We start from the raw sequence: 24,881 nt of genomic DNA, 5'->3' as shown, positions 1-24,881 counted from the left end.
TCCATGGCAAGGTTAAAGTTTGGCGGCGAGCAGATCTTCAAGTTTGCGCTGGTCAACGGCGAACAGACGGATGCCTTCCGCCAGCTTGTCGACGGCCATTGCGTCCTGATTGTGCTCCCAGCGGAACTCCGCTTCCGTCATTGCTTTTGGTTTCGGTAACAGGGTTGACGTCGGTATCAGCTTACGGACGACGGGTTCTTCTTTTTCCTGAAGTTCTTTCAGCAGAGCGGGTGAAATGGTCAGGCGGTCGCAGCCCGCCAGCGCGAGGATCTGCTCGGTGCGGCGGAAACTGGCGCCCATGACAATGGTCTCGTAGCGGTGTTGTTTGAAATAGTCGTAGATATTACGCACGGACTTGACGCCGGGGTCTTCATCAACGATGTACGGATCCATCGGCTGTCTGGACTGATACCAGTCGTAGATGCGCCCGACAAACGGCGAGACCAGAAACACGCCAGCCTCAGCGCAGGCACGCGCCTGAGCAAAGGAAAAGAGCAGCGTCAGATTGCAGTTGATCCCCTCTTTTTCCAGCACTTCCGCTGCGCGAATACCTTCCCAGGTGGAGGCCAGCTTAATCAGGATGCGTGATTTATCGATACCTTGCTCCTGATATAACTCAACCAGCCTGCGGGCCTTGGCGATGCTTTTTTGCTGGTCAAAAGAGAGGCGAGCGTCCACCTCGGTTGAAACCCGACCCGGAACGCTTTTCAGGATCTCCACGCCGAAGTTCACCGCCAGCTTGTCACTGGCTTCGGCAACATGCTGCTCCTGGGTTTTACCGCGCTGCTTGCCGTAGGCGATGGCGTCATCGATCAGGTGGCTGTAATGCGCAAGTCCGGCGGCTTTCAGCAGCAGAGAAGGGTTGGTGGTCGCATCTTCGGGCTGATAGTGACGAATAGATTCAATATCACCACTGTCGGCGACGACGGTGGTGAATTGTTTGATGCCGTCTAATTGGTTCATTGAAATTACTCCTTTGGAATAAAAGAGTTAGATGAGTGCGTTAGTTCACACTTCTGCGAAATACGAGAGGTACTTAACAAAAAAGCATAGCAGACGAGGGAGGCATTGCTTTCTGCGACGGGTAACATGATTGTTATAAATTGATAACAATTTTTGCTTTCTGATGGTGAGAGTTTGGCAGCCTTCAAAGTTTGTCGCGCCTGCATTGGCGATACTAGCCGGCATTCCTGGGTGAGCATCAGGAGAGTTATTACGCCACCCTTTATGAACGATACGTGAAAGGAACGATAAGATGGACGATCAGTTAAAACAGAGTGCCCTCGATTTTCATGAGTTTCCTGTTCCGGGCAAAATCCAGGTTTCCCCTACCAAACCGCTGGCAACCCAGCGCGATCTGGCGCTGGCTTATTCGCCAGGCGTTGCCGCGCCATGCCTTGAAATCGAAAAAGATCCGCTGGCGGCCTACAAATACACTGCGCGCGGTAACCTGGTCGCGGTTATTTCTAACGGCACGGCGGTGCTGGGTTTAGGTAACATCGGCGCGCTGGCCGGTAAGCCGGTCATGGAAGGGAAAGGGGTGCTGTTCAAGAAATTTGCCGGTATCGACGTATTCGATATCGAAGTCGATGAGCTCGATCCCGATAAATTTATCAACGTGGTGGCGGCACTTGAGCCAACGTTTGGCGGTATCAACCTGGAAGACATCAAAGCGCCGGAATGTTTCTACATTGAGCAGAAACTACGTGAACGTATGAACATTCCCGTGTTCCACGACGACCAGCACGGTACGGCGATTATCAGTACAGCGGCCATTCTGAATGGCCTGCGGGTGGTAGAAAAAAATCTTTCTGACGTGCGCATGGTGGTGTCCGGTGCGGGCGCCGCTGCCATTGCCTGTATGAACCTGCTGGTGGCGCTTGGGATGCAGAAGCACAACATTGTGGTCTGTGACTCCAAAGGTGTGATCTACAAAGACCGCGAGCCAAACATGGCCGAAACCAAAGCGGCCTACGCAGTGGAGGACGACGGCAAGCGCACCCTGGATGATGTGATTGACGGTGCGGATATCTTCCTTGGCTGTTCTGGCCCGAAAGTGCTGACCCAGGAGATGGTGCAGAAGATGGCGCGCGCGCCAATGATCCTGGCCCTGGCTAACCCGGAACCGGAAATTCTGCCGCCGCTGGCAAAAGCGGTGCGTGAAGATGCCATTATCTGTACCGGGCGTTCTGACTACCCGAACCAGGTGAACAACGTGCTGTGCTTCCCGTTCATCTTCCGTGGCGCACTGGATGTGGGCGCAACGGCGATTAACGAAGAGATGAAGCTGGCGGCCGTTCACGCCATTGCTGAGCTGGCTCATGCTGAGCAGAGCGAAGTGGTAGCTTCGGCTTACGGCGACCAGGATCTGAGCTTTGGCCCGGATTACATCATTCCAAAACCGTTCGACCCGCGCCTGATCGTTAAAATCGCACCTGCGGTGGCGAAAGCGGCGATGGATTCCGGAGTGGCAACGCGTCCGATTAAGGATTTCGATGCTTACGTCGATAAGCTCACTGAGTTTGTCTACAAAACCAACCTGTTCATGAAACCTATCTTCTCTCAGGCACGTGCGGATGCAAAACGTGTGGTGCTGGCCGAAGGGGAAGAGGCGCGCGTGCTGCACGCCACGCAGGAGCTGATCTCCCTGGGGCTGGCGAAGCCAATCCTGATTGGTCGCCCGAGCGTTATCGAAATGCGTATTCAGAAACTGGGCCTGCAAATCAAGCCGGGTGTGGATTTTGAAATCGTAAACAACGAATCCGATCCGCGCTTTAAAGAATACTGGAACGAGTACTACGCCATCATGAAGCGCCGCGGCATCACCCAGGAGCAGGCGCAACGGGCAGTTATCAGCAATACGACGGTGATCGGGGCTATCATGGTGCATCGCGGTGAGGCCGACGCGCTTATCTGCGGTACGATCGGTGATTACCACGAGCATTTCAGCGTTGTGCAGGAGATCTTCGGTTATCGCGAAGGGGTACACACCGCCGGGGCAATGAACGCACTGCTGCTGCCAAGCGGTAACACCTTTATTGCCGATACCTACGTCAACGACGATCCAACCCCGGAACAGCTGGCGGAGATCACCGTGATGGCGGCTGAAACCGTACGCCGCTTCGGCATTGAGCCAAAAGTGGCGCTGCTGTCGCACTCCAACTTCGGTTCATCTAAATCCCCGGCGGCGTGCAAAATGCGTCAGACACTGGAGCTGGTGCGCGAGCGTGCGCCGGAGTTGATGATTGACGGCGAGATGCATGGTGATGCGGCGCTGGTGGAGAGTATTCGTAACGAGCGGATGCCGGACAGCCCGCTGAAAGGCTCGGCTAACGTGCTGATTATGCCAAACGTGGAAGCGGCGCGAATCAGCTACAACCTGCTGCGTGTGTCCAGCTCTGAAGGGGTGACCGTGGGGCCGGTACTGATGGGCGTGGCGAAACCGGTGCATGTGTTAACACCGATTGCGTCCGTGCGTCGTATTGTGAACATGGTGGCGCTGGCGGTGGTTGAAGCGCAGACGCAGCCTCTGTAATTAACCCCCCCTCACCCTAACCCTCTCCCCAAAGGGGAGAGGGGACGGCTCCGAGCTGTTTTTTCACCCTCGCCCCTTTGGGGAGAGGGCCGGGGTAAGGGTTAAACCCAGTCCCGAACCTGAATAAACTCTTTTAAGGCGGCCTCCGGGCTGCCTTCTTTTGGCTCGAAACTGTACTCCCAGCGCACCAGCGGCGGCATCGACATTAAAATCGACTCCGTGCGTCCACCCGTTTGCAGGCCAAACAGCGTACCGCGATCCCACACCAGGTTGAATTCCACATAGCGCCCGCGGCGATAGAGCTGGAACTCGCGTTCCCGCACGCCGTAGTCGGTGTTTTTACGGCGTTCAACAATCGGCAGATAGGCATCGGTATAACCCAGGCCGACGGCCTGCATAAAGCGGAACGCAGTGTCAAAATCAGGCGTGTTCAGATCGTCAAAGAACAACCCGCCAATACCACGCTGCTCGTCGCGATGCTTGATGTAGAAGTAGTCATCGCACCACTTTTTGTATTTCGGGTAAACGTCTTCACCAAACGGCAGGCACAGGTCGCGTGCGGTGGTGTGCCAGTGCACGGCGTCCTCTTCAAAACCGTAGAATGGCGTTAAGTCGAAACCACCGCCAAACCACCACACCGGGTCGGCACCGGGTTTTTCGGCAATGAAAAAGCGCACGTTAGCGTGGCTGGTCGGGACAAACGGGTTAAGCGGATGCACCACCAGAGAAACGCCCATTGCTTCAAAGCTGCGGCCAGCCAGTTCAGGGCGATGCGCCGTGGCGGAAGCGGGCATGGCATCACCGTGAACGTGAGAAAAATTGACGCCCGCCTGTTCAAAGATGCTGCCGTTACGCAGTACGCGGCTGCGCCCGCCGCCACCGGCTTCTCGCTGCCAGTTATCTTCCTGGAATTCACCGCCGTCAACGGCAGCCAGTTTCTGGCAAATCTCATCCTGCAAATGCAGCAGAAATTCTTTTACCCGCTCAGCATTGGGTTTCATTAACGTTTCCTGGAGTGCGCTTTCTGGTTATCGAACCAGTTGAAATAACTGATGATCCCGGAGGCGATTGCATTGGCGATTTTCTGGCGAAACGCCGTGGTGCCAAGCAGACGTTCTTCGTCCGGGTTAGTAATAAAGGACGTTTCGACCAGTACCGACGGAATCGACGGCGATTTCAGCACCACAAACGCCGCTTGTTCCGTGCCTTTACTGTGCAGGCGGTGGACGGGCTTAATCTTTTTCAGAATGTGCGACCCGAGCGTCAGGCTGTTTTTAATGGTGTCGGTCTGGACTAAATCGAACAGCACCTGCTGTAGCAGATGGTCTTTGTCAGTGGTTTTTTTCCCGGCGACTTCATCCGCGCGGTTTTCACGGTCTGACAGGTATTTCGCCATGGCGCTACTGGCCCCACGGTTAGAGAGCGCAAACACCGACGCTCCGGCCGCAGAGGGATTAGTAAAACCATCTGCGTGAATCGACATAAACAGATCCGCGCCGTGCTGATGGGCAATCTCTACGCGATCGTAGAGCGGGATAAAGGTGTCACCAGAGCGCGTCAGACGGGCGTCAATGCCGTTGCTGCGTAAAATCGAGCGCACATTTTTTGCAATCGCCAGTACGACATGTTTTTCTTTAGAGCCATTTTTACCGATGGCGCCGGTATCAATACCACCGTGGCCCGGGTCGAGCATGACAATGCGCTTCCCGCCCGCTTTTTTAGCTTTTGGCTTACTGTGCCCGTTACTGGTTTTCAGCGCGGTCTCTTCTTTTGCCTGCGCCTGTGATGCGATGCCCGTTAACGTTAAGGCCGCCAGCCCCGCTTTGAGAACCTGACGACGCGATGTGAGTGCTTTTAATGGTTTGAATGTGCTCATGCGGCCTGAATTGTAAAAAATTGGGGTCCTGGTGTTATATCGTATCGCGTTTCACGTTACGACAGTCCTTGTTGATAATTGTTTTACTTTTCATTTCAATACGTGACAGAGTGACATTATGCCAAATTTTAGTGGGATTTTCGCCGGTTATTGGCTATTGGCGGCGTTCGCGCCATAATCACTGTTTTTAAACCTGAAAAGGCGGTTAATACCATGGAGATACGCGTTTTTCGCCAGGAAGATTTCGAAGAGGTGGTCACCCTTTGGGAGCGCTGCGATCTGTTGCGTCCGTGGAATGACCCGGAAATGGACATTGAACGTAAGGTGAACCACGACGTCAGTCTGTTCCTGGTTGCCGAAGTGAACGGCGAAGTGGTTGGTACGGTGATGGGCGGTTACGATGGTCATCGCGGCTCTGCTTATTATCTGGGTGTGCATCCGGAATACCGTGGTCGCGGGATCGCCAATGCGCTGCTCAATCGTCTGGAAAAGAAATTGATTGCCCGCGGCTGCCCGAAAATTCAGATCATGGTGCGGGAAGATAACGACGTGGTGCTGGGCATGTATGAGCGCCTGGGTTATGAGCATTCTGATGTGTTGAGTTTAGGTAAGCGCCTGATCGAAGATGAAGAGTACTGAGATCCATCCGGCAGACTATGATGCGCAAGGGCGTGTCAGGCTGCCGTTTTTGTTCTGGTGTGTTTTGCTGTTGCAGGCCCGCACCTGGGTGTTGTTTGTTATGGCCGCGGCATCACGCGGGCAGGGCGATACGCTGCTGACGCTTTTTTACCCCGATCACGATGCCTTCTGGCTGGGATTGTTGCCTGGCGTACCGGCGGTGGTGGCGTTTCTGTGCAGCGGGCGACGCCATCTTATCCCGCGGCTGTGGCAGGCGCTTCGCTGGCTGCTGATTGTGGCGCAAATTGCGCTGCTGTGCTGGCAGCCCGTACTTTGGCTCTATGGCGAGCCGCTCACCGGGCTGGGGATTGGATTGCTGGTGGCGGATATCGTGGCGCTGATGTGGCTGCTAACTAATCCCCGTCTTCGCGCCTGTTTTACGCCCGAGAAAGATTAAGCGGCACTTTTTGCCGATGCTGCACTCCAACAAGCGTTGATTTAACAAGTAAGGACGTTTCAATGAAATCGCTGCGTTTACTTTTATGCGCTCTCCCGCTGGCATTAACCGGCTGCTCAACGCTCTCCTCAATTAACTGGTCGGCCGCGTATCCGTGGAACTGGTTTGGTTCTTCAACAGAAGTGACCGAGCAGGGCGTGGGCAAAATCACCGCGTCGACGGCGCTGGATCAGGACGCTATTCAGTCTGCGCTGAGCAGTGACTATCGCCTGCGTAGTGGCATGAAAACGGAAAATGGCACCATCGTGCACTATTTCGAAGCGCTGAAAGGTGACAAGCTGGCGCTGGTGATTAACGGTGATAAAGGCACGGTAAACCGCGTTGCGGTACTGGACGAAGATATCCCGACCGCAAGCGGTGTGAAAGTCGGTACGCCATTTAGCGAGCTCTACAAACAGGCTTTCGGCAACTGCACCAGCGTGCCATCCGACGACAGCGTGGCGGTGGAGTGTAAAGCAGAAGGCAGCGCGCACATCAGTTACCTCTTTACCGGCACCTGGAGCGGCCCGGAAGGGTTAATGCCGTCTGACGATACGCTGAAAAACTGGAAAGTGAGCAAAATTATCTGGAAGCAGTAATTTGCGTCTGAACAAACCGCCCCGCTGAAATCCAGGTATAATAGCCGCCATGAATGCCACGTTGTCGTGGCATCTTTATTTCAGGAGGAGCGATGTCTCAGGTTCAGAGTGGCATTTTGCCAGAACATTGCCGCGCGGCGATTTGGATTGAAGCCAATGTAAAAGGGGACGTGGATGCCCTGCGTGCGGCCAGCAAAGTATTCGTTGATAAACTGGCCTCCTTCCAGGCCAAATTCCCTGACGCCCACCTGGGTGCGGTTGTTGCCTTCGGTAATAACGTCTGGCGTCAGCTGAGCGGCGGCGAAGGGGCTGAAGAGCTGAAAGACTTTATCCCTTACGGTAAAGGTCTTGCGCCAGCGACCCAGTACGATGTACTGATTCATATTCTCTCTTTACGTCACGACGTGAACTTCTCTGTTGCGCAGGCGGCGGTAGCAGCGTTTGGCGACAGCATCGACGTGCAGGAAGAAGTGCACGGTTTCCGCTGGGTAGAAGAGCGCGATCTGAGCGGCTTTGTTGACGGTACTGAAAACCCGGCGGGTGAAGAGACGCGCCGTGAAGTGGCGGTCATCAAAGACGGTGTGGACGCAGGCGGCAGCTATGTGTTCGTGCAGCGCTGGGAGCACAACCTCAAGCAGCTTAACCGCATGAGCGTGCACGACCAGGAGATGATGATCGGTCGTACCAAAGAAGCCAACGAAGAGATCGACGGCGACGACCGTCCGGTTACGTCTCACCTGACCCGTGTTGATCTGAAAGAAGACGGCAAAGGCCTGAAGATTGTTCGCCAGAGCCTGCCGTATGGCATGGCAAGCGGCACGCATGGCCTGTACTTCTGCGCGTACTGCGCACGTCTGTACAATATCGAACAGCAACTGCTGAGCATGTTTGGTGATACCGACGGCAAGCGCGATGCGATGCTGCGTTTCACCAAACCGGTAACCGGCGGCTACTACTTCGCGCCGTCCGTTGAGCGCCTGCTGGCGCTGTAATGACCTTTCTCCCTCTCCCTGTGGGAGAGGGCTGGGGTGAGGGCATCAGGCCGCACCCTTATTCTCTTTTCTGCTTGTAAATCACCAAACGGTATATAAAACCGTTACTCCTTTCGTACTCGTTATAAATATTATGACCATTAGATAGTCATCACATTTATAAGGGTGCTCAATGGCCGTTACTGTACTGAAAAAAGGATCTCTGGCGCTGGCAGGTTTACTGCTGGTGGCACAGGCGCAGGCAACTGAGCTGTTGAACAGTTCTTATGATGTGTCCCGCGAGCTGTTTGCCGCCCTGAATCCACCGTTTGAACAGCAGTGGGCGAAAGAGAACAACGGCGACAAGCTGACCATCAAACAATCTCATGCGGGCTCGTCCAAACAGGCGCTGGCGATCCTTCAGGGCCTGAAAGCTGACGTGGTGACCTACAACCAGGTGACGGACGTGCAGATCCTGCATGACAAAGGCAAGCTGCTCCCGGCGGACTGGCAGAGCCGTCTGCCGAATAACAGCTCGCCGTTCTACTCCACCATGGGTTTCCTGGTGCGTAAGGGCAACCCGAAAAATATTCACGACTGGAACGACCTGGTGCGTTCTGACGTAAAACTGATTTTCCCGAATCCGAAAACCTCCGGCAACGCGCGTTATACCTATCTGGCGGCGTGGGGCGCAGCGGACAAAGCTGACGGTAACGATAAAGCCAAAACCGAGCAGTTCATGACCCAGTTCCTGAAAAACGTCGAAGTGTTTGATACCGGCGGTCGCGGCGCGACCACCACCTTCGCGGAACGCGGTCTTGGCGATGTGCTGATTAGCTTTGAATCTGAAGTGAACAATATTCGTAAGCAGTACGAAGCGCAGGGCTTTGAAGTTGTTATCCCGAAAACCAATATCCTGGCCGAATTCCCGGTGGCATGGGTGGATAAAAACGTTGCGGCCAACGGTACAGAGAAGGCGGCAAAAGCCTACCTCAACTATCTGTACAGCCCGCAGGCGCAGACCGTTATCACTGATTATTACTACCGTGTGAATAACCCGGAAGTGATGAACAAACTGAAGGACAAATTCCCGCAGACTGAGCTGTTCCGCGTGGAAGACCATTTCGGCTCCTGGCCTGATGTGATGAAAACACATTTTGCCAGTGGCGGTGAGTTAGACAAGTTGCTGGCGGCGGGGCGTAAGTAATGTTTGCAGTTTCTTCCAGACGTGTGCTGCCGGGCTTTACCTTAAGCCTCGGGACCAGCCTGCTGTTCGTCTGCCTGATTTTGTTGTTGCCGCTGAGCGCGCTGGTGATGCAGCTCGCGCAGATGAGCTGGTCGCAGTACTGGGAAGTGGTCACCAACCCTCAGGTGGTGGCCGCCTACAAAGTGACGCTGCTGTCGGCGTTTGTGGCCTCGATTTTCAATGGCGTATTCGGTCTGCTGATGGCGTGGATCTTAACCCGCTACCGTTTCCCGGGCCGTACATTGCTCGATGCGTTAATGGATTTGCCCTTTGCCCTGCCGACGGCGGTCGCCGGTTTAACCCTGGCATCGCTCTTTTCCGTGAACGGTTTTTACGGCGAATGGCTGGCGAAGTTTGATATCAAAGTGACCTACACCTGGCTTGGAATTGCCGTGGCGATGGCCTTTACCAGTATTCCGTTTGTGGTGCGTACCGTTCAGCCGGTGCTAGAAGAGTTAGGCCCGGAATACGAAGAAGCGGCTGAAACGCTGGGCGCTACGCGGTGGCAGAGCTTCCGCAAAGTGGTATTGCCAGAGCTGTCTCCGGCGCTGCTGGCGGGCGTGGCGCTGTCGTTCACTCGCAGTCTTGGTGAGTTCGGCGCGGTTATCTTTATCGCCGGGAACATCGCGTGGAAAACAGAAGTCACCTCGCTGATGATTTTTGTGCGTTTGCAGGAGTTTGATTATCCGGCAGCCAGCGCTATCGCGTCGGTGATCCTGGCCGCATCGCTGCTGCTGCTGTTCTCGATTAACACTCTGCAAAGTCGCTTTGGTCGACGTGTGGTAGGTCACTGATGGCAGAAGTTACTCAATTGAAGCGTTACGACGCGCCCCGCATTAACTGGGGAAAATGGTTTCTGATTGGTACGGGCGTGCTGGTGTCTGCGTTCATCCTCGTCGTGCCAATGGTCTATATCTTCGTTCAGGCGTTCAGCAAAGGGCTGATGCCAGCGCTGGAAAACCTTGCTAACCCGGACATGCTGCACGCCATCTGGCTGACCGTGCTGATTGCGCTTATCACCGTGCCGGTCAACCTGGTGTTCGGTACGCTGCTGGCCTGGCTGGTGACGCGCTTTAACTTCCCGGGGCGTCAGCTGCTGCTGACCCTGCTGGATATCCCGTTTGCCGTGTCACCTGTGGTGGCCGGTCTGGTTTATCTGCTGTTTTACGGCTCCAATGGCCCGCTGGGCGGCTGGCTTGATGAGCACAACCTGCAGGTCATGTTCGCCTGGCCGGGCATGGTGCTGGTGACGGTGTTTGTGACCTGTCCGTTTGTGGTGCGCGAGCTGGTGCCAGTGATGTTGAGCCAGGGCAGCAATGAAGACGAAGCGGCGGTGCTGCTGGGCGCATCCGGCTGGCAGATGTTCCGCCGTGTGACGCTGCCAAACATCCGCTGGGCGCTGCTTTACGGCGTGGTACTGACCAACGCCCGCGCGATTGGCGAGTTTGGTGCGGTGTCGGTGGTATCCGGATCGATCCGCGGCGAAACTCTGTCGCTGCCGTTACAAATTGAATTACTGGAACAGGACTACAATACCGTCGGTTCCTTTACCGCCGCAGCGTTACTGACGCTGATGGCTATTTTGACCCTGTTTTTGAAGAGTGTGGTGCAGTGGCGTTTAGAGAATCAGGAAAAACGTCAGCATCAGGAGGGAAATCATGAGCATTGAGATTGCCAATATTAAGAAGTCTTTTGGTCGCACCCAGGTGCTGAATGATATTTCGCTGGATATCCCTTCCGGACAAATGGTGGCGCTGCTGGGGCCGTCTGGCTCCGGTAAAACCACATTGCTGCGTATTATCGCCGGGCTTGAGCATCAGACCAGCGGACACATCCGTTTCCACGGCACCGACGTGAGCCGTCTTCATGCCCGCGACCGTAAGGTGGGTTTTGTGTTCCAGCATTACGCGCTGTTCCGCCACATGACGGTGTTCGATAACATCGCTTTCGGTCTGACCGTGCTGCCACGCCGTGAACGCCCGGACGCTGCCACGATTAAGGCGAAAGTCACCAAGTTGCTGGAGATGGTGCAGCTGGCCCATCTGGCCGATCGCTTCCCGGCACAGCTGTCTGGCGGGCAGAAGCAGCGTGTGGCGCTGGCGCGTGCGCTGGCAGTAGAGCCGCAGATCCTGTTGCTGGATGAGCCGTTTGGCGCGCTGGATGCACAGGTGCGTAAAGAGCTGCGTCGCTGGCTGCGTCAGCTGCATGAAGAACTTCAGTTCACCAGCGTCTTCGTGACCCACGACCAGGAAGAGGCGATGGAAGTGGCCGACCGCGTGGTGGTGATGAGCCAGGGTAACATCGAGCAGGTTGATGAACCAGAACAGCTCTGGCGCGAACCGGCGACCCGTTTCGTGCTGGAATTTATGGGCGAAGTGAACCGTTTGCAGGGCACCATTCGCGGGGGGCAATTCCACGTCGGCGCGCACCGCTGGCCGCTGGGCTATACCTCTGCGCATCAGGGGCCGGTTGATTTGTTCCTGCGCCCGTGGGAAGTGGATGTGAGCCGTCGCACCAGTCTCGACTCACCGCTGCCGGTACAGGTGCTGGAAGCTAGCCCTAAAGGTCACTACACCCAATTGGTAGTACAACCTCTGGGCTGGTACACCGAACCGTTGACCGTGGTTATGCGTGATGAAGAGCCGCCATTCCGGGGCGAACGCCTGTTTGTTGGCTTGCAACATGCGCGGATTTACCACGGTAACGAGCGTATTGAAACGCGCGAGGATATTGCTCTGGCGGAGTCAGCCTGATAGGTTAAGGTCACGTAGTTTTGCCGGGTGGCGCTGCGCTTACCCGGCCTACAATCGTGCTCTCTGTAGGCCCGGTAAGCGAAAGCGGCACCGGGCTTTTTATTGGGCAACGAGCATGAGTACATTAGAACACACCATCGGCAACACCCCTCTGGTCAAACTTCAGCGCATGGGGCCTGGCAACGGCAGCGAAATCTGGGTCAAACTCGAAGGCAATAACCCGGCGGGATCGGTCAAGGACAGAGCGGCATTGTCGATGATTGTCCAGGCGGAAAAACGCTGCGAGATTAAGCCCGGCGACGTGCTGATTGAAGCAACCAGCGGCAACACAGGGATCGCCCTGGCGATGATCGCCGCGCTGAAAGGCTATCGCATGAAGCTGCTGATGCCGGATAACATGAGCCAGGAACGCCGCGCTGCTATGCGGGCTTACGGCGCGGAACTGATTCTGGTGACCAAAGAGCAGGGGATGGAAGGGGCGCGTGACTTAGCGCTGGAGATGGCTGAACGCGGCGAAGGGAAGCTGCTCGATCAGTTCAACAACCCGGACAACCCGTACGCACACTACACCACTACCGGTCCGGAAATCTGGCAGCAAACCGAAGGGCGCATCAGCCATTTTGTCTCCAGCATGGGTACTACGGGCACCATTACGGGGGTTTCCCGTTTTCTGCGTGAGCAGGCTAAACCCGTCACCATTGTTGGCCTGCAGCCGGAAGAGGGGAGCAGTATTCCCGGTATTCGCCGCTGGCCTGCTGAATACATGCCGGGGATTTTTAACGCCCAGCTTGTGGACCAGGTACTGGATATTCACCAGCGCGAGGCGGAAAATACCATGCGCGAGCTGGCTGTCCGTGAAGGTATTTTTTGCGGTGTCAGTTCGGGCGGCGCGGTAGCGGGCGCGATCCGGGTTGCAGAGGCAAATCCGGGCGCAGTGGTGGTGGCGATTATCTGCGATCGCGGAGATCGTTACCTGTCTACCGGTGTCTTTGGGGAAGAGAGTTATTCGCAGGGGGCGGGGATTTAAGCATCATGGAGATGGTTTTATTTCGGGACACATCCCGGGCGCAGCAAACCGATATTGTCGCGGTGCAGTCACAGGTCGTGTACGGCAGCGTGGGTAACAGCATTGCGGTGCCGAACATCAGAACGCATCAGCTAAACGTCACCGCCGTGCCGACGGTCCTGTTCAGCAACACGCCGCATTACGACACCTTCTACGGCGGCGTGATCCCCGATGAGTGGTTTAGCGGCTATCTTAAAGCGCTGGAAGAGCGTGACATCCTGCGTGAATTAAAAGCGGTTACCACTGGCTATATGGGTAGTGCCAGCCAGATTGCGCTGCTGGCCCAGTGGCTTAACGCCATCAAGGTACAGCATCCTGATTTACTGGTGCTGGTCGATCCGGTGATTGGCGATACCGACAGCGGTATCTATGTTAAGCCCGACATTCCAGACGCCTACCGTCAGCATCTGCTGCCACTGGCGCAGGGCATCACGCCAAACGTCTTTGAGCTTGAAATCTTAAGCGGTAAACCGTGCCGGACGCCTGAAAGCGCCATTGAGGCTGCGCAGGGACTGTTGTCAGAGACGCTGAAATGGGTGGCGATCACCAGCGCTCCGGTAGCTGACGACCCTGAAAACATTCATGTTGTGCTGGTGACCAAAGAGAGCGTGACGGTCAGTGCGCACCCGCGTGTAGAGACCGATTTGAAAGGGACAGGGGATCTGTTCTGCTCTGAGCTGGTGAGCGGTATTGTCGAGGGCAAAACGGTGGCTGATGCGATTCGCCGTGCGGGCGATCGCGTCACGGACGTGATGACTTATACGCAGTCGAAAGGGTACGACGAGCTTATTTTACCTTCATAAACAAAAATGGCGCCCGAAGGCGCCATTTTTCTGTGCGGCAAGAATTACTTCTTGATGCGGATAACCGGGGTTTCACCCACGGTAACGCTGCCGGACAGTTTGATCAGTTCTTTGATTTCGTCCATGTTGGAGATAACAACCGGAGTCAGGGTAGACTTGGCTTTCTCTTCCAGCAGTGGCAGATCGAATTCAATGACCGGGTCGCCAACTTTAACGCGCTGGCCTTCTTCCGCGATACGTTTGAAGCCTTCGCCTTTCAGTTCAACGGTGTCGATACCGAAGTGAACGAACAGTTCGATACCGCTATCAGATTCGATAGAGAACGCATGGTTGGTTTCAAAAATTTTACCGATGGTGCCGTCAACTGGAGCAACCATTTTGTTGCCAGTTGGTTTGATAGCAATGCCATCACCAACGATTTTCTCAGCAAACACTACATCCGGCACGTCTTCGATGTTGACGATCTCGCCGGAGAGCGGAGCAACAATCTCAATAGTTCCGGAGTCTTTCTTATCATCAGAAACCAGAGATTTCAGTTTATCGAACAAACCCATGATCTTCTCCTAAGCAGTAAATTGGGCCGCATCTCGTGGATTAGCAGATTGTTTTTTCTTCAATGAACTTGTTAACCAGCGTCATTAACTCGTCCGTTGTCGGTTGAGCAAGAGCTTGCTCTGCTAATACCTTCGCATCTTCGAAGTTCGTGTTACGGATAATCTTCTTAATGCGTGGGATGGAAATGGCGCTCATAGAGAATTCGTCCAGACCCATACCCAGCAACAGAAGTGTAGCACGTTCGTCGCCTGCAAGCTCACCACACATGCCTGTCCATTTACCTTCTGCATGAGAAGCATCAATAACTTGCTTAATAAGCGTCAGTACGGACGGTGACATTGGCTGGTAGAGATGTGAAATCATATCATTACCACGGTCAACTGCCAGGGTGTACTGCGTTAAATCATTGGTACCGATACTAAAGAAATCAACTTCTTTGGCTAAATGACGCGCAATGGTCGCCGCAGCAGGTGTTTCCACCATCACGCCAACTTCGATTGCTTCATCAAAGGCTTTACCTTCGTCACGCAGTTCCTGTTTGTAGATTTCGATCTCTTTCTTCAGTGCACGCACTTCTTCAACAGAGATGATCATCGGGAACATGATGCGCAGTTTACCGAAAGCGGAAGCACGCAGGATAGCGCGAACCTGGTCACGCAGGATCTCTTTACGATCCATAGCGATACGTACTGCACGCCAGCCCAGGAACGGGTTCTCTTCTTTCGGGAAGTTCATGTACGGCAGCTCTTTGTCGCCACCGATGTCCATAGTACGGACGATAACTGCCTGAGAGCCACAGGCTTCAGCAACAGCTTTGTACGCAGCAAACTGTTCTTCTTCAGTTGGCAGCGCGTCGCGGTCCATGAACAGGAATTCAGTACGATACAGACCTACACCTTCCGCGCCGTTGCGCTCAGCGCCGTCAACGTCACGAACGGTACCGATGTTCGCGCACACTTCTACCTGATGGCCGTCCAGCGTAATGGCTGGCAGGTCTTTCAGTTTAGCGAGTTCCGCTTTCTCGGTGGCAACCTGCTCCTGAACGGCACGCAGTTGCTCGATCTCTTCGTTTGTTGGGTTGACGTAAACCAGGTTGTTTACGGCATCCAGAATCAGATAGTCGTCGTTTTTCACCTGAGCGGTAACGCTACCGGTGCCCACGATGGCTGGCAGTTCCAGAGAACGCGCCATGATAGAGGTGTGGGAGGTACGTCCGCCTGCGTCAGTGATGAAACCCAGCACCTTGTTCAGGTTCAGCTGTGCGGTTTCAGACGGTGTCAGGTCAGCGGCAACCAGGATAACTTCGTCCTGAATTGAGCTCAGATCGATGATGGCCAGACCCAGGATGTTGCGCAGCAGGCGCTTACCGATGTCACGTACGTCAGCCGCACGCTCTTTCAGGTATTCATCATCCAGTTCTTCCAGGGCAGTCGCCTGACCTTCGATAACTTCATGCGCAGCCGCATCGGCCGTCATGCCTTTATCTTTAATCAGGGCTATGATTTCCTGCTCCAGCTCCTCATCTTCGAGCAACATGATGTGCCCTTCGAAGATGGCTTCTTTTTCTTCACCGAAAGTTTCGCCAGCTTTAGTTTTGATCGCTTCCAGTTGCGCAGATGCCTTGGCACGACCGCTCAGAAAACGTTCAACTTCCTGATCAACCTTGTCGGCAGAAATTTTTTTCCGGTCAATGACGATTTCGTCTTCTTTCAGCAGCAGTGCTTTGCCGAAAGCGATACCCGGGGATGCTAAAATGCCTGAAATCATAACCCTACCTTACTTGTGACTGATATTTAAAAGAACCCGGAAACTTACTCGAGCTCAGCCATCAGTTTTACCAGATGCTCAACTGCTTTCTGCTCGTCTTCACCTTCAGCAGAGATGGTGACTACGGTGCCTTGAGTCAGGCCCAGAGTTTGCAGTTTGAACAGGCTTTTTGCGCTAGCGCTTTTGCCGTTGGAAGTCACAGTGATTTCAGAAGTGAAGCCTTTCGCTTCTTTAACAAACTGAGCAGCAGGGCGGGTGTGCAGACCGTTCGGAGCGGTAATGGTAACTTCTTGCTGGAACATTGTATTTCCCCAACTTATAGGTTTAGTGTTGTGGAACTAAAGTCTAGCCTGGCGACTGAACTTTAGCCTGTATTGTTAGCGCTGACGTTTCGATCGTCATTAAACATTATGCAGTGAAAGCAAGACTTGAACCAAATCATAAAATCGATTCAGCAAGGCTATTTCGTTCACTGATTAATTTCACGCATCAAAATAATTGCTGGTTTAAATACCAGACCCAACGAGGTGAATCAATGCCAGGAGGGGTAAAAGTTTGAAGCAGGCCACAAAAAAGCACCCAGAAAGGTGCTTTTTTACGCGTTTTTAACATGCTGGCATTACTGTTGCAGCTCTTTCTCAGTGAAGAGGTCGGCAAACAGTGCAGTGCTTAAGTAACGCTCACCCGAGGAAGGAAGGATAACCACAATATTCTTATTGGTAAAGGTTTCATCTTCCTGAAGTTTGAGTGCAGCGGCTACAGCAGCACCGGAAGAGATACCGGCCAGAATACCTTCTTCATCCATCAGACGACGGGCGGTAGAGATGGCTTCTTCGTTGGTGATAGCAACAACTTTATCGATCAGTTTCAGATCCAGGTTACCTGGAATAAAACCAGCACCGATACCCTGGATTTTATGTGGGCCTGGTTTGAGCTCTTCACCCGCCAGCGCCTGGGCAATAACAGGGGAGTCAGTTGGCTCTACGGCAACGGTAATCAGGTCTTTTTTACCTTTTGTGCCTTTAATATAGCGGCTAACACCAGTCAGCGTACCGCCAGTACCCACGCCAGAGATAAACACATCAACCTGACCGTCAGTATCTTCCCAGATTTCCGGGCCGGTGGTTTTTTCGTGAATTTCAGGGTTGGCTGGGTTGCTAAACTGCTGAAGCAGCAGATATTTCGCTGGATCGCTGGCCACAATTTCTTCGGCTTTCTGGATGGCACCTTTCATGCCCTTAGCGCCTTCGGTCAAAACCAGGTTTGCACCCAGCGCTTTCAGCAGCTTGCGACGTTCAATACTCATGGTTTCAGGCATGGTCAGCGTCAGCTTATAGCCGCGCGCGGCTGCAACGTAGGCCAGTGCAATACCGGTGTTGCCGCTGGTTGGCTCAACCAGTTCTACGCCAGGCTTCAGAACGCCACGTTTTTCAGCATCCCAAATCATGTTTGCACCGATACGGCATTTTACGCTGAAGCTTGGGTTACGTGATTCGACCTTCGCCAGAATGCGTCCATTACCGATACGGTTCAGTCGAACCAGGGGCGTATGACCGATAGTCAGCGAGTTGTCTTCATAAATCTTACTCATGGCCTGTCCTTAACTGTATGAAATTGGGATACCGACCCAGCATACCTGTTGAATAAGTATGGGGAAGTAAGGAATTCGCATATCTATATGCTGCAAGGAAATAATGGGGATCAGTATGGAATAAGGGGCGGCATAAGCCACCCCTTGTTTACACATTTTTGCATTACTTCCATAACGCGTGCTTAGCACGGTAGCAGTCCACCCACATCGCTGTTGCCCCGCAGACGGCCACCGGCATGATGAACAGGTTGAGAACGGGGATCATGGTAAACAGACTGGTGAGCGCGCCGAACTGCATGTTGGCAACTTTCTGGGTGCGCAGGGCAGTGCGCATCTCTTTAAACGGCACTTTGTGGTTATCGAATGGGTAATCACAGTACTGAATTGCCAGCATCCAGGCGCTGAACAGGAACCACAGTACCGGGGCCACCGTCTGGCCGATGCCAGGCACAAAATAAAGGATAAGCAGCACAATCGCGCGCGGCATATACCAGGCCAGCTTCTGCCACTCGCGCTTCATGATGCGCGGAATATCTTTCATTATTCCCAGCACGCCGGTATCTGGCGGTGTGGCACCGGTAAGACGCGCTTCTAATTGTTCTGCCAGCAGGCCGTTAAAAGGCGCGGCTATCCAGTTGGCGATTGTTGAGAAGAAGTAGCCAAACACCAGCAGCACCGAGATAACGACAATGGGCCACAGCAGATAGCTTAACCACTGGAGCCAGTCCGGAACGTGGCCCATGATGGCCGGGACCCAGCTTTCCAGTTTCGTGAATAGCCACCAGAACGCGCCACCCATCAGAAGGATGTTGATTAATAGAGGCAAAATCACGAAGCGGCGGATGCCCGGCAGAGAAACGAGTTTCCAGCCCTGAGAAAAATAGTGAACGCCGCTGCGAGGGGCGGATGTTGATGTTGAAACCATGACCAGGCTGTACTCCTTTTTTCACAACCAGTGGAATTGCACGACTATATTATCCAGTTACGGACCAATGACCAGTTCGGAAATGTTCGAAAAAACAGCAAAAAGCACGATTTAACTCATCTTTATGCTGTGAATGCTCTGCACACACTTGCACTTGACGTCAACGGCAAATACTCTTAGTGAGTAAATGTTTGCCGTGGTGGCAAGGTGTTAGAACAACAGAGAATATAATGATGCAGGATTTGCGTCTGATATTAATCATTGTTGGCGCGATCGCCATAATCGCTTTACTGGTACATGGTTTCTGGACCAGCCGTAAAGAACGTTCTTCTATGTTTCGCGATCGCCCACTGAAGCGCATGAAGTCCAGTCGTGACGAAGATGACGGTGAAGACGACATCGACGATAGCGAAGACGACGGCGTGGGTGAAGTTCGCGTTCATCGGGTCAATACTGCGCCCGGCGCAGGCCATGGGGAGCATGAAGCACCTCGCGCCGCGCAGCACCAGTATCAACCGCCGTATGCTTCTGCACAGCCGCGCCAGCACGCGCCGCAGCCTGTGGAAGAGCCGGTACGCCAGCCGCCGCAACAGCCTGTTCATCAGCAGCCTGCTGCACCGCAGCCAGTTCAACAGCAACCTGTGCAACAGCCTCAGCAGCCGGTACAGCAACCGCAGCAGCCTGTTCATGTGCAGCCTGCGCCGCAGCCTGCGCCGCAACCTGCGCCAGCGCCAGCTCCGCACGTTGAGCCTGAACCTGTTGTTGAAGAGGCCCCTGTGGTTGAAAAACCGCAGCGTAAAGAAGCCGTTATCATCATGAACGTGGCCGCTCATCATGGCAGCCATCTGAATGGCGATGTACTGCTTAACAGTATTCAACAGGCTGGCTTCAAGTTTGGCGATATGAATATTTTCCATCGTCACCTGAGCCCTGACGGTAGCGGCCCTGCGCTGTTCAGCCTGGCTAACATGGTGAACCCAGGTACGTTTGACCCGGAAATGACCGGTGATTTCGTAACGCCTGGCGTGACCATCTTTATGCAGGTGCCGTCTTACGGTGACGAGCTGCAAAACTTTAAGCTGATGCTCCAGTCTGCTCAGCACATTGCCGACGAAGTGGGTGGTGTGGTGCTCGACGACCAGCGCCGCATGATGACGCCGCAGAAACTGCGCGAGTATCAGGACCGCATCCGCGAAGTTAAGGAAGCCAACGCGTAATTTCCGCGTTAACTTCAACTCCTCCTCAACCCCCGCATGTCGGGGGTTTTTTCTCATTGATGGTGCGATATGGACTCAATCGAACAACAACTGACTCAACTGCGAACCACGCTTCGCCATCATGAATATCTGTATCATGTTATGGACGCGCCGGAGATCCCGGATGCGGAGTACGATCGCCTGATGCGCGAGCTGCGCGAGCTGGAAGCGCAGCACCCTGAGCGTATTACGCCAGATTCCCCCACGCAGCGCGTGGGCGCTGAACCGCTGGGCGCGTTCAGCCAGGTACGCCATGAAGTACCCATGTTGTCGCTCGATAACGTTTTTGATGAAGAGAGCTTCCTGGCGTTCAACAAGCGCGTGCAGGACAGGCTGAAAAGCAGTGATACCCTGAGCTGGTGCTGTGAACTGAAGCTTGATGGTCTTGCCGTCAGTATTCTTTATGAAAACGGCGTGCTGGTGCGTGCCGCCACCCGTGGCGACGGTACAACCGGTGAGGACATCACCACCAACGTTCGCACCATCCGCGCCATCCCGTTAAAGCTGCGCGGCGAGAATATCCCTGCTCGCCTGGAAGTGCGTGGCGAGGTGTTTCTGCCGCAGGCAGGTTTTGAAAAGATCAACGAAGAGGCGCGTCGCACCGGCGGCAAAGTCTTTGCAAACCCGCGTAACGCAGCCGCAGGCTCTCTGCGCCAGCTGGACTCCCGTATTACCGCGAAGCGACCGCTTACTTTCTTCTGCTATGGCGTGGGGATTCTGGAAGGCGGTGAATTGCCTGATACCCATCTGGGGCGTCTGCTGCAATTCAGGGAGTGGGGGTTGCCGGTGAGCAATCGCGTGCAGCTTTGCGACTCCCCCGAGGCAGTGCTGGCGTTTTATCACAAGGTGGAAGAAGACCGCCCAACGCTCGGCTTTGATATCGACGGTGTGGTGATTAAGGTCAACTCGCTTGAGTTGCAGGAACAGCTCGGCTTTGTGGCCCGTGCGCCGCGCTGGGCGGTAGCCTTTAAGTTCCCGGCGCAGGAACAGATGACTTTTGTCCGCGATGTGGAATTCCAGGTGGGCCGTACTGGGGCGATTACGCCTGTGGCGCGTCTTGAGCCGGTTCAGGTTGCCGGCGTACTGGTCAGTAATGCCACGCTGCACAACGCCGATGAGATTGAGCGTCTGGGTCTGCGTATTGGCGACAAAGTGGTTATTCGCCGTGCGGGAGATGTGATCCCGCAGGTGGTGAACGTCGTCGAATCAGAGCGTCCTGACGATACCCGCGCCATTGAATTTCCAACCCATTGTCCGGTGTGTGGATCGGACGTTGAGCGTGTGGAAGGTGAAGCGGTGGCGCGTTGTACCGGCGGGTTAATTTGCGGTGCTCAGCGTAAAGAAGCGCTGAAACACTTCGTCTCGCGTCGGGCGATGGACGTTGACGGCATGGGCGATAAAATTATCGATCAACTGGTCGAGAAAGAGTATGTCCACACGCCAGCGGATCTGTTTAAGCTGACGGCAGGTAAGCTGACCGGCCTTGACCGTATGGGGCCGAAATCGGCGCAAAACGTGGTGAATGCGCTGGAAAAAGCGAAAGAAACCACCTTTGCGCGCTTCCTCTATGCACTGGGCATTCGTGAGGTGGGCGAGGCGACAGCGGCAGGGCTGGCGGCCTATTTTGGTACGCTGGAGGCGCTGGAAAAAGCGACTCTCGACGAGCTACAAAAAGTGCCGGATGTGGGTATTGTGGTTGCCACACACGTCTTTAACTTTTTTGCCGAAGAGAGTAACCGTGAGGTGATCGGTAAGTTGCTGGAAGAGGGCATTAAATGGCCTGCGCCGGTGGTGGTGAATGCAGAAGAGATAGACAGCCCGTTCGCCGGTAAAACGGTGGTGCTGACCGGGAGCCTGAGCCAGTTGTCGCGTGATGATGCAAAAGCACGTCTGGTGGCGCTGGGGGCGAAAGTGGCGGGCAGTGTGTCAAAGAAAACAGACCTGGTGATTGCCGGAGAAGCGGCGGGTTCGAAGCTTGCCAAAGCACAGGAGCTGGGCATTGCGGTTATCGACGAAGCCGAAATGCTGCGCCTGTTAGGAGAGTAATGTGGAAAAAGAACAGCTCATTGATATCGCCAACACCGAGATGCCGTTCGGCAAGTACAAAGGCCGCAGGCTGATTGATTTGCCGGAAGAGTATCTGCTGTGGTTTGCCCGTAAGGATCAATTTCCGGCCGGGCGGCTGGGTGAGCTGATGTCCATCACATTACTGATCAAAACTGAGGGGCTGACGCAATTGGTTCAGCCCCTGAAACGCCCTTAAGCTTTCGCGGCGCGGGTCTCTTCCTGCGCCTGCTTTTCTGCCTGTTGCTTGTAGCGACGTGCCAGTACCGCGCAGACCATAAGCTGGATCTGATGGAAAATCATCAGCGGCAGCACCATCATCCCAATCACTGATGTCGGAAACAGGATGTTGGCCATCGGGATACCGTTCGCCAGACTCTTTTTCGAACCGCAGAAGACAATCGTGATTTCATCTGCTTTATTGAAGCCGCATTTGCGGGCGACGACGGTGTTGACGGCAATCACAATTGCCAGCAGCACAATGCTGACAACAACGATAAACAGTAACGACCCCACGCCAACCTTGTGCCAGATGCCGTTCACAACGGCTTCACTGAACGCGGAATAGACCACCAGCAGAATCGAAGTCTGGTCGGTTTTCGAGATCCATTTCTTGTGCTTCGCTACAAATGCGCCAGTCCACGGACGGGAAAGATGCCCAAGCACAAACGGCAGCAGCAGCTGCAAACAGATTTTACCCACCTGTTCCAGGTTACCTTCCGCACCGTGCATATTCATCAGCAGACCAACCAGCAGCGGGGAGACAAAAATCCCCAGCAGACTTGATGCCGAGGCAGAACAAACGGCTGCGGCGACGTTGCCGCCAGCGAGCGAGGTAAACGCAATGGCAGACTGAACGGTCGCGGGCAGAATGCACAGATACAGGAATCCGGTATACAGCGCCGGGTCGACATTCACTGGCGCCCACCAGGCAAATAGCACGCCAAGGATCGGGAACAGAATGAAGGTGCTGCACATCACCCACAGGTGGAGCCGCCAGTGGCTACCGCCAGCGATAATGGCTTCGCGGGAGAGTTTGGCCCCATGCATAAAGAACAGCAGGGCGATCGCTGCGGTCGTTAACCCTTCAAAGAAAGGGACGAAGCCGCCGCGTGCCGGGAAAAAAGAGGCCAGTAAGACGGTAACGATAAGGGTAAGCGTAAATGGATCAAGGATACGAAAGAGTTTCATAGTGACTCCTGAAAACAGATTTCGCTATTGTGCTTTTTTCTGTTTGAGAAATAAAATTGATTTATTGCATCCATTCATGAATAAAAAAGATGAATTATTCCCTACGTCAGCTTCGTGTCTTTGTGACCGTGGCACATGCCCGTAGCTTTAGCCGGGCAGGAGAAATAATCGGTTTAAGCCAGTCGGCGGTCAGCCATAGCGTGAAAGAGCTTGAGATGCAGACCGGGGTGCGGCTGCTTGACCGTACCACGCGCGAAGTGGTGCTCACCGATGCAGGTCAGCAACTGGCTTCCCGGCTCGAAAGGTTACTGGACGAGCTGAACATCACGCTGCGGGATGTGGGCCGGCTCGGGCAACAACTTTCCGGTACGGTGAGAGTGGCGGCCAGCCAGACCATCTCCGCGCATCTTATTCCGCAGTGCATTGCTGAAAGTAATCATCGCTTTCCGGATATCGATTTTGTCCTGCATGACAGACCACAGCAGTGGGTACTGGAGAGCATTCGTCAGGGGGATGTGGATTTCGGGATCGTTATCGATCCTGGTGCCGTGAGCGATCTTGAATGCGAAGTTGTGCTTTCGGAACCATTTTTACTGTTATGTCGTGACGACGATCCGCTGGCATCGTTGCCGGAGGTAACATGGCAGGCGATGGAAGGGGCGGATCTTGTGCTTCAGGATTACGCCTCGGGAAGTCGCCCGCTGATTGATGCCGCGCTTGCGGAGCAGGGGGTCAATGCAAGGATAGTGCAGGAGATCGGTCATCCTGCCACGCTGTTTCCGATGGTTGAAGCGGGGATAGGCATTAGCGTGTTACCCGCACTTGCGCTGCCGCTGCCTCAGGGAAGCCATCTGACAGTGAAACGGTTTACACCGACTATCGACCGTAAGCTGATGCTGGTCAGGCGTAAAAATCGTTCTATCTCTGGTGCGGCGCTGGCCATCTGGGAAGTGGTGCGTATGCAGGCTCAGCAATTAACCGAAGCACGGATACGCGACCCACTATTTAACCCAACCGATTATCAGATGTAGATATCAATCTGATGTTTGTCGGAAGGGCTATTAACACCTTCCTCTTTACCCTGCTTTTGATCCTGTTTTTTCTGGGCTGCTTCGGCCTGCTGGCGCTGGAGTTGCGCCAGTTGTGCCTGCAGCATTTTGATTTGCGCCTGTAGCAACTCTTGCTGCTTTTTCTTATCTTCCGCACTGCCACTTCCGTTAGCGACATCTTTTAGCTGCTGGGTCAGTTTAGTGATCTGCGATGTAATGCGACTGATCTGTGAAGAGATATCGTTACCGCCTGAGTTGCTGCTGCCTCCGCTACTGCTTGTCTGAATGGAGGGTGTTGATGCCTGAATAGTTGTCATGCTAGTTCCTCTCGCCATAAAAAAGAGATATCGGCACGGGTGACAGTAGCTTGAGAAAAACAGCCATATTTGGCGGGGAGAGCGGGGGATTGATACTGAATCTGTATCGATAGTGCCGCGAAAGTGTATTGGTGATAACCCACAGGCTCCGGATATAAGACATGCAACATGCGATCAGTGGTATCGCATTCTTCGCCCACAAG

Annotated in this window: 25 protein-coding genes; 15 read left to right on the top strand and 10 right to left on the bottom strand. The window is 54.3% G+C overall.

The features are described from left to right. Nucleotides 1–12: 12 nt before the first annotated feature. Nucleotides 13–963 (bottom strand): transaldolase, encoded by a 951-nt coding sequence (gene tal, locus F3J30_RS05870; protein ID WP_014071262.1) that lies wholly within the window; start codon nt 961–963, stop codon nt 13–15. 292 nt (nt 964–1,255) lie between these two features. Between tal and maeB the strand changes: the two genes are divergently transcribed. Further along, complete coding sequence (maeB, locus tag F3J30_RS05865; RefSeq protein WP_166716543.1) at nt 1,256–3,535, top strand: NADP-dependent oxaloacetate-decarboxylating malate dehydrogenase; 2,280 nt, start codon at nt 1,256–1,258, stop codon at nt 3,533–3,535. 101 nt (nt 3,536–3,636) lie between these two features. On the opposite strand, the gene hemF is transcribed toward maeB, so the two are convergent. Both hemF and amiA read right to left on the bottom strand, forming a co-directional pair. Next, nucleotides 3,637–4,536, bottom strand: a complete 900-nt coding sequence (gene hemF, locus F3J30_RS05860; RefSeq protein ID WP_166716540.1) for an oxygen-dependent coproporphyrinogen oxidase — start codon at nt 4,534–4,536, stop codon at nt 3,637–3,639. After that, on the bottom strand, nt 4,536–5,411 hold the full coding sequence (amiA, locus tag F3J30_RS05855) for an N-acetylmuramoyl-L-alanine amidase AmiA (protein WP_166716537.1): 876 nt from the start codon (nt 5,409–5,411) through the stop codon (nt 4,536–4,538). The genes hemF and amiA overlap by 1 nt, the downstream gene beginning before the upstream one ends. 213 nt (nt 5,412–5,624) lie before the next feature. Here amiA and F3J30_RS05850 point away from each other — a divergent pair, with 213 nt between their 5' ends. The 10 genes from F3J30_RS05850 (at nt 5,625) to pdxK (ending at nt 13,963) form a co-directional block, all read left to right on the top strand. Beyond that, nucleotides 5,625–6,050, top strand: a complete 426-nt coding sequence (locus F3J30_RS05850) for a GNAT family acetyltransferase (RefSeq protein WP_014071258.1) — start codon at nt 5,625–5,627, stop codon at nt 6,048–6,050. Beyond that, nucleotides 6,037–6,486: a DUF2919 domain-containing protein gene (locus tag F3J30_RS05845; RefSeq protein ID WP_014071257.1), complete on the top strand. Its 450-nt coding sequence runs from the start codon at nt 6,037–6,039 to the stop codon at nt 6,484–6,486. The genes F3J30_RS05850 and F3J30_RS05845 overlap by 14 nt, the downstream gene beginning before the upstream one ends. 62 nt (nt 6,487–6,548) lie before the next feature. Continuing rightward, nucleotides 6,549–7,124 carry an RpoE-regulated lipoprotein gene (locus tag F3J30_RS05840; protein WP_166716534.1) on the top strand — a complete coding sequence of 192 codons (576 nt, stop codon included), beginning with the start codon at nt 6,549–6,551 and terminating at the stop codon, nt 7,122–7,124. A 92-nt stretch (nt 7,125–7,216) separates the two neighbouring features. Continuing rightward, the gene (locus F3J30_RS05835; RefSeq protein WP_166716531.1) at nt 7,217–8,116 is read left to right on the top strand and encodes a Dyp-type peroxidase; all 900 of its coding nucleotides are present in this window, start codon (nt 7,217–7,219) and stop codon (nt 8,114–8,116) included. Between the two features lie 172 nt (nt 8,117–8,288). After that, nucleotides 8,289–9,302 (top strand): sulfate ABC transporter substrate-binding protein, encoded by a 1,014-nt coding sequence (locus F3J30_RS05830; protein WP_166716527.1) that lies wholly within the window; start codon nt 8,289–8,291, stop codon nt 9,300–9,302. Beyond that, nucleotides 9,302–10,135, top strand: coding sequence for a sulfate/thiosulfate ABC transporter permease CysT (gene cysT / locus F3J30_RS05825; RefSeq protein WP_014071253.1), 834 nt, complete (start codon nt 9,302–9,304; stop codon nt 10,133–10,135). The genes F3J30_RS05830 and cysT overlap by 1 nt, the downstream gene beginning before the upstream one ends. Continuing rightward, the gene (gene cysW, locus F3J30_RS05820; RefSeq protein WP_014071252.1) at nt 10,135–11,010 is read left to right on the top strand and encodes a sulfate/thiosulfate ABC transporter permease CysW; all 876 of its coding nucleotides are present in this window, start codon (nt 10,135–10,137) and stop codon (nt 11,008–11,010) included. The genes cysT and cysW overlap by 1 nt, the downstream gene beginning before the upstream one ends. Beyond that, nucleotides 11,000–12,094, top strand: coding sequence for a sulfate/thiosulfate ABC transporter ATP-binding protein CysA (gene cysA, locus F3J30_RS05815; RefSeq protein WP_166716524.1), 1,095 nt, complete (start codon nt 11,000–11,002; stop codon nt 12,092–12,094). Before cysW ends, cysA begins: the two co-directional genes overlap by 11 nt. Before the next feature lie 115 nt (nt 12,095–12,209). Beyond that, nucleotides 12,210–13,121, top strand: a complete 912-nt coding sequence (gene cysM, locus F3J30_RS05810) for a cysteine synthase CysM (RefSeq protein ID WP_166716521.1) — start codon at nt 12,210–12,212, stop codon at nt 13,119–13,121. Nucleotides 13,122–13,126: 5 nt separating this feature from the next. Beyond that, entirely contained in the window at nt 13,127–13,963 is an 837-nt protein-coding gene (gene pdxK / locus F3J30_RS05805) for a pyridoxine/pyridoxal/pyridoxamine kinase (RefSeq protein WP_166716518.1), read from the top strand. Between the two features lie 44 nt (nt 13,964–14,007). On the opposite strand, the gene crr is transcribed toward pdxK, so the two are convergent. From crr to cysZ, 5 genes are all read right to left on the bottom strand, one after another. Beyond that, the gene (crr, locus tag F3J30_RS05800) at nt 14,008–14,517 is read right to left on the bottom strand and encodes a PTS glucose transporter subunit IIA (RefSeq protein WP_003861316.1); all 510 of its coding nucleotides are present in this window, start codon (nt 14,515–14,517) and stop codon (nt 14,008–14,010) included. A gap of 40 nt (nt 14,518–14,557) precedes the next feature. Next, nucleotides 14,558–16,285 carry a phosphoenolpyruvate-protein phosphotransferase PtsI gene (gene ptsI, locus F3J30_RS05795; RefSeq protein WP_014071248.1) on the bottom strand — a complete coding sequence of 576 codons (1,728 nt, stop codon included), beginning with the start codon at nt 16,283–16,285 and terminating at the stop codon, nt 14,558–14,560. Nucleotides 16,286–16,329: 44 nt separating this feature from the next. Next, nucleotides 16,330–16,587: a phosphocarrier protein Hpr gene (gene ptsH / locus F3J30_RS05790; RefSeq protein WP_000487600.1), complete on the bottom strand. Its 258-nt coding sequence runs from the start codon at nt 16,585–16,587 to the stop codon at nt 16,330–16,332. Between the two features lie 317 nt (nt 16,588–16,904). Then, nucleotides 16,905–17,876 carry a cysteine synthase A gene (cysK, locus tag F3J30_RS05785; protein ID WP_006176601.1) on the bottom strand — a complete coding sequence of 324 codons (972 nt, stop codon included), beginning with the start codon at nt 17,874–17,876 and terminating at the stop codon, nt 16,905–16,907. A 163-nt stretch (nt 17,877–18,039) separates the two neighbouring features. Next, nucleotides 18,040–18,801 (bottom strand): sulfate transporter CysZ, encoded by a 762-nt coding sequence (cysZ, locus tag F3J30_RS05780; RefSeq protein WP_166716514.1) that lies wholly within the window; start codon nt 18,799–18,801, stop codon nt 18,040–18,042. Nucleotides 18,802–19,031: 230 nt separating this feature from the next. On the opposite strand from cysZ, the gene zipA reads away from it, so the two are divergent. The 3 genes from zipA (at nt 19,032) to F3J30_RS05765 (ending at nt 22,320) form a co-directional block, all read left to right on the top strand. Further along, complete coding sequence (gene zipA / locus F3J30_RS05775) at nt 19,032–20,018, top strand: cell division protein ZipA (RefSeq protein WP_166716511.1); 987 nt, start codon at nt 19,032–19,034, stop codon at nt 20,016–20,018. A gap of 69 nt (nt 20,019–20,087) precedes the next feature. Continuing rightward, on the top strand, nt 20,088–22,103 hold the full coding sequence (ligA, locus tag F3J30_RS05770) for an NAD-dependent DNA ligase LigA (protein ID WP_166716507.1): 2,016 nt from the start codon (nt 20,088–20,090) through the stop codon (nt 22,101–22,103). A gap of 1 nt (nt 22,104) precedes the next feature. Continuing rightward, entirely contained in the window at nt 22,105–22,320 is a 216-nt protein-coding gene (locus tag F3J30_RS05765; RefSeq protein WP_014071243.1) for a DUF3820 family protein, read from the top strand. Here the strand turns inward: F3J30_RS05765 and F3J30_RS05760 are convergent. Next, on the bottom strand, nt 22,317–23,312 hold the full coding sequence (locus F3J30_RS05760; RefSeq protein ID WP_014071242.1) for a bile acid:sodium symporter family protein: 996 nt from the start codon (nt 23,310–23,312) through the stop codon (nt 22,317–22,319). The two genes, F3J30_RS05765 and F3J30_RS05760, sit on opposite strands and share 4 nt — an antisense overlap. An 89-nt stretch (nt 23,313–23,401) precedes the next feature. On the opposite strand from F3J30_RS05760, the gene F3J30_RS05755 reads away from it, so the two are divergent. Continuing rightward, on the top strand, nt 23,402–24,343 hold the full coding sequence (locus F3J30_RS05755; protein ID WP_166716496.1) for a LysR family transcriptional regulator: 942 nt from the start codon (nt 23,402–23,404) through the stop codon (nt 24,341–24,343). Here F3J30_RS05755 and F3J30_RS05750 read toward each other — a convergent pair. Then, nucleotides 24,334–24,678 (bottom strand): FlxA-like family protein, encoded by a 345-nt coding sequence (locus tag F3J30_RS05750; protein WP_014071240.1) that lies wholly within the window; start codon nt 24,676–24,678, stop codon nt 24,334–24,336. The genes F3J30_RS05755 and F3J30_RS05750 overlap by 10 nt on opposite strands. Between the last annotated feature and the right edge of the window lie 203 nt (nt 24,679–24,881).

Origin of the sequence: Enterobacter sp. Tr-810 (assembly GCF_011752765.1) — a bacterium.
GTDB classification, from domain to species: Bacteria; Pseudomonadota; Gammaproteobacteria; order Enterobacterales; family Enterobacteriaceae; genus Enterobacter; species Enterobacter soli.
Note: the sequence above shows the minus strand (reverse complement) of the source record. Positions and strands in the feature narration are given on the sequence as shown.

Excerpts from the sequence above, each read along its gene's own strand:
- F3J30_RS05755 (WP_166716496.1), top strand. The coding sequence starts at position 23,402 with ATGAATTATTCCCTACGTCAGCTTCGTGTCTTTGTGACCGTGGCACAT.
- amiA (WP_166716537.1), bottom strand. The coding sequence starts at position 5,411 with ATGAGCACATTCAAACCATTAAAAGCACTCACATCGCGTCGTCAGGTT.
- crr (WP_003861316.1), bottom strand. The coding sequence starts at position 14,517 with ATGGGTTTGTTCGATAAACTGAAATCTCTGGTTTCTGATGATAAGAAA.
- F3J30_RS05850 (WP_014071258.1), top strand. The coding sequence starts at position 5,625 with ATGGAGATACGCGTTTTTCGCCAGGAAGATTTCGAAGAGGTGGTCACC.
- cysM (WP_166716521.1), top strand. The coding sequence starts at position 12,210 with ATGAGTACATTAGAACACACCATCGGCAACACCCCTCTGGTCAAACTT.
- cysZ (WP_166716514.1), bottom strand. The coding sequence starts at position 18,801 with ATGGTTTCAACATCAACATCCGCCCCTCGCAGCGGCGTTCACTATTTT.
- ligA (WP_166716507.1), top strand. The coding sequence starts at position 20,088 with ATGGACTCAATCGAACAACAACTGACTCAACTGCGAACCACGCTTCGC.
- F3J30_RS05835 (WP_166716531.1), top strand. The coding sequence starts at position 7,217 with ATGTCTCAGGTTCAGAGTGGCATTTTGCCAGAACATTGCCGCGCGGCG.
- F3J30_RS05840 (WP_166716534.1), top strand. The coding sequence starts at position 6,549 with ATGAAATCGCTGCGTTTACTTTTATGCGCTCTCCCGCTGGCATTAACC.
- zipA (WP_166716511.1), top strand. The coding sequence starts at position 19,032 with ATGATGCAGGATTTGCGTCTGATATTAATCATTGTTGGCGCGATCGCC.
- F3J30_RS05760 (WP_014071242.1), bottom strand. The coding sequence starts at position 23,312 with ATGAAACTCTTTCGTATCCTTGATCCATTTACGCTTACCCTTATCGTT.
- cysW (WP_014071252.1), top strand. The coding sequence starts at position 10,135 with ATGGCAGAAGTTACTCAATTGAAGCGTTACGACGCGCCCCGCATTAAC.
- ptsH (WP_000487600.1), bottom strand. The coding sequence starts at position 16,587 with ATGTTCCAGCAAGAAGTTACCATTACCGCTCCGAACGGTCTGCACACC.
- maeB (WP_166716543.1), top strand. The coding sequence starts at position 1,256 with ATGGACGATCAGTTAAAACAGAGTGCCCTCGATTTTCATGAGTTTCCT.
- ptsI (WP_014071248.1), bottom strand. The coding sequence starts at position 16,285 with ATGATTTCAGGCATTTTAGCATCCCCGGGTATCGCTTTCGGCAAAGCA.
- tal (WP_014071262.1), bottom strand. The coding sequence starts at position 963 with ATGAACCAATTAGACGGCATCAAACAATTCACCACCGTCGTCGCCGAC.
- cysA (WP_166716524.1), top strand. The coding sequence starts at position 11,000 with ATGAGCATTGAGATTGCCAATATTAAGAAGTCTTTTGGTCGCACCCAG.
- hemF (WP_166716540.1), bottom strand. The coding sequence starts at position 4,536 with ATGAAACCCAATGCTGAGCGGGTAAAAGAATTTCTGCTGCATTTGCAG.
- cysK (WP_006176601.1), bottom strand. The coding sequence starts at position 17,876 with ATGAGTAAGATTTATGAAGACAACTCGCTGACTATCGGTCATACGCCC.
- F3J30_RS05750 (WP_014071240.1), bottom strand. The coding sequence starts at position 24,678 with ATGACAACTATTCAGGCATCAACACCCTCCATTCAGACAAGCAGTAGC.
- F3J30_RS05830 (WP_166716527.1), top strand. The coding sequence starts at position 8,289 with ATGGCCGTTACTGTACTGAAAAAAGGATCTCTGGCGCTGGCAGGTTTA.
- cysT (WP_014071253.1), top strand. The coding sequence starts at position 9,302 with ATGTTTGCAGTTTCTTCCAGACGTGTGCTGCCGGGCTTTACCTTAAGC.
- pdxK (WP_166716518.1), top strand. The coding sequence starts at position 13,127 with ATGGAGATGGTTTTATTTCGGGACACATCCCGGGCGCAGCAAACCGAT.
- F3J30_RS05845 (WP_014071257.1), top strand. The coding sequence starts at position 6,037 with ATGAAGAGTACTGAGATCCATCCGGCAGACTATGATGCGCAAGGGCGT.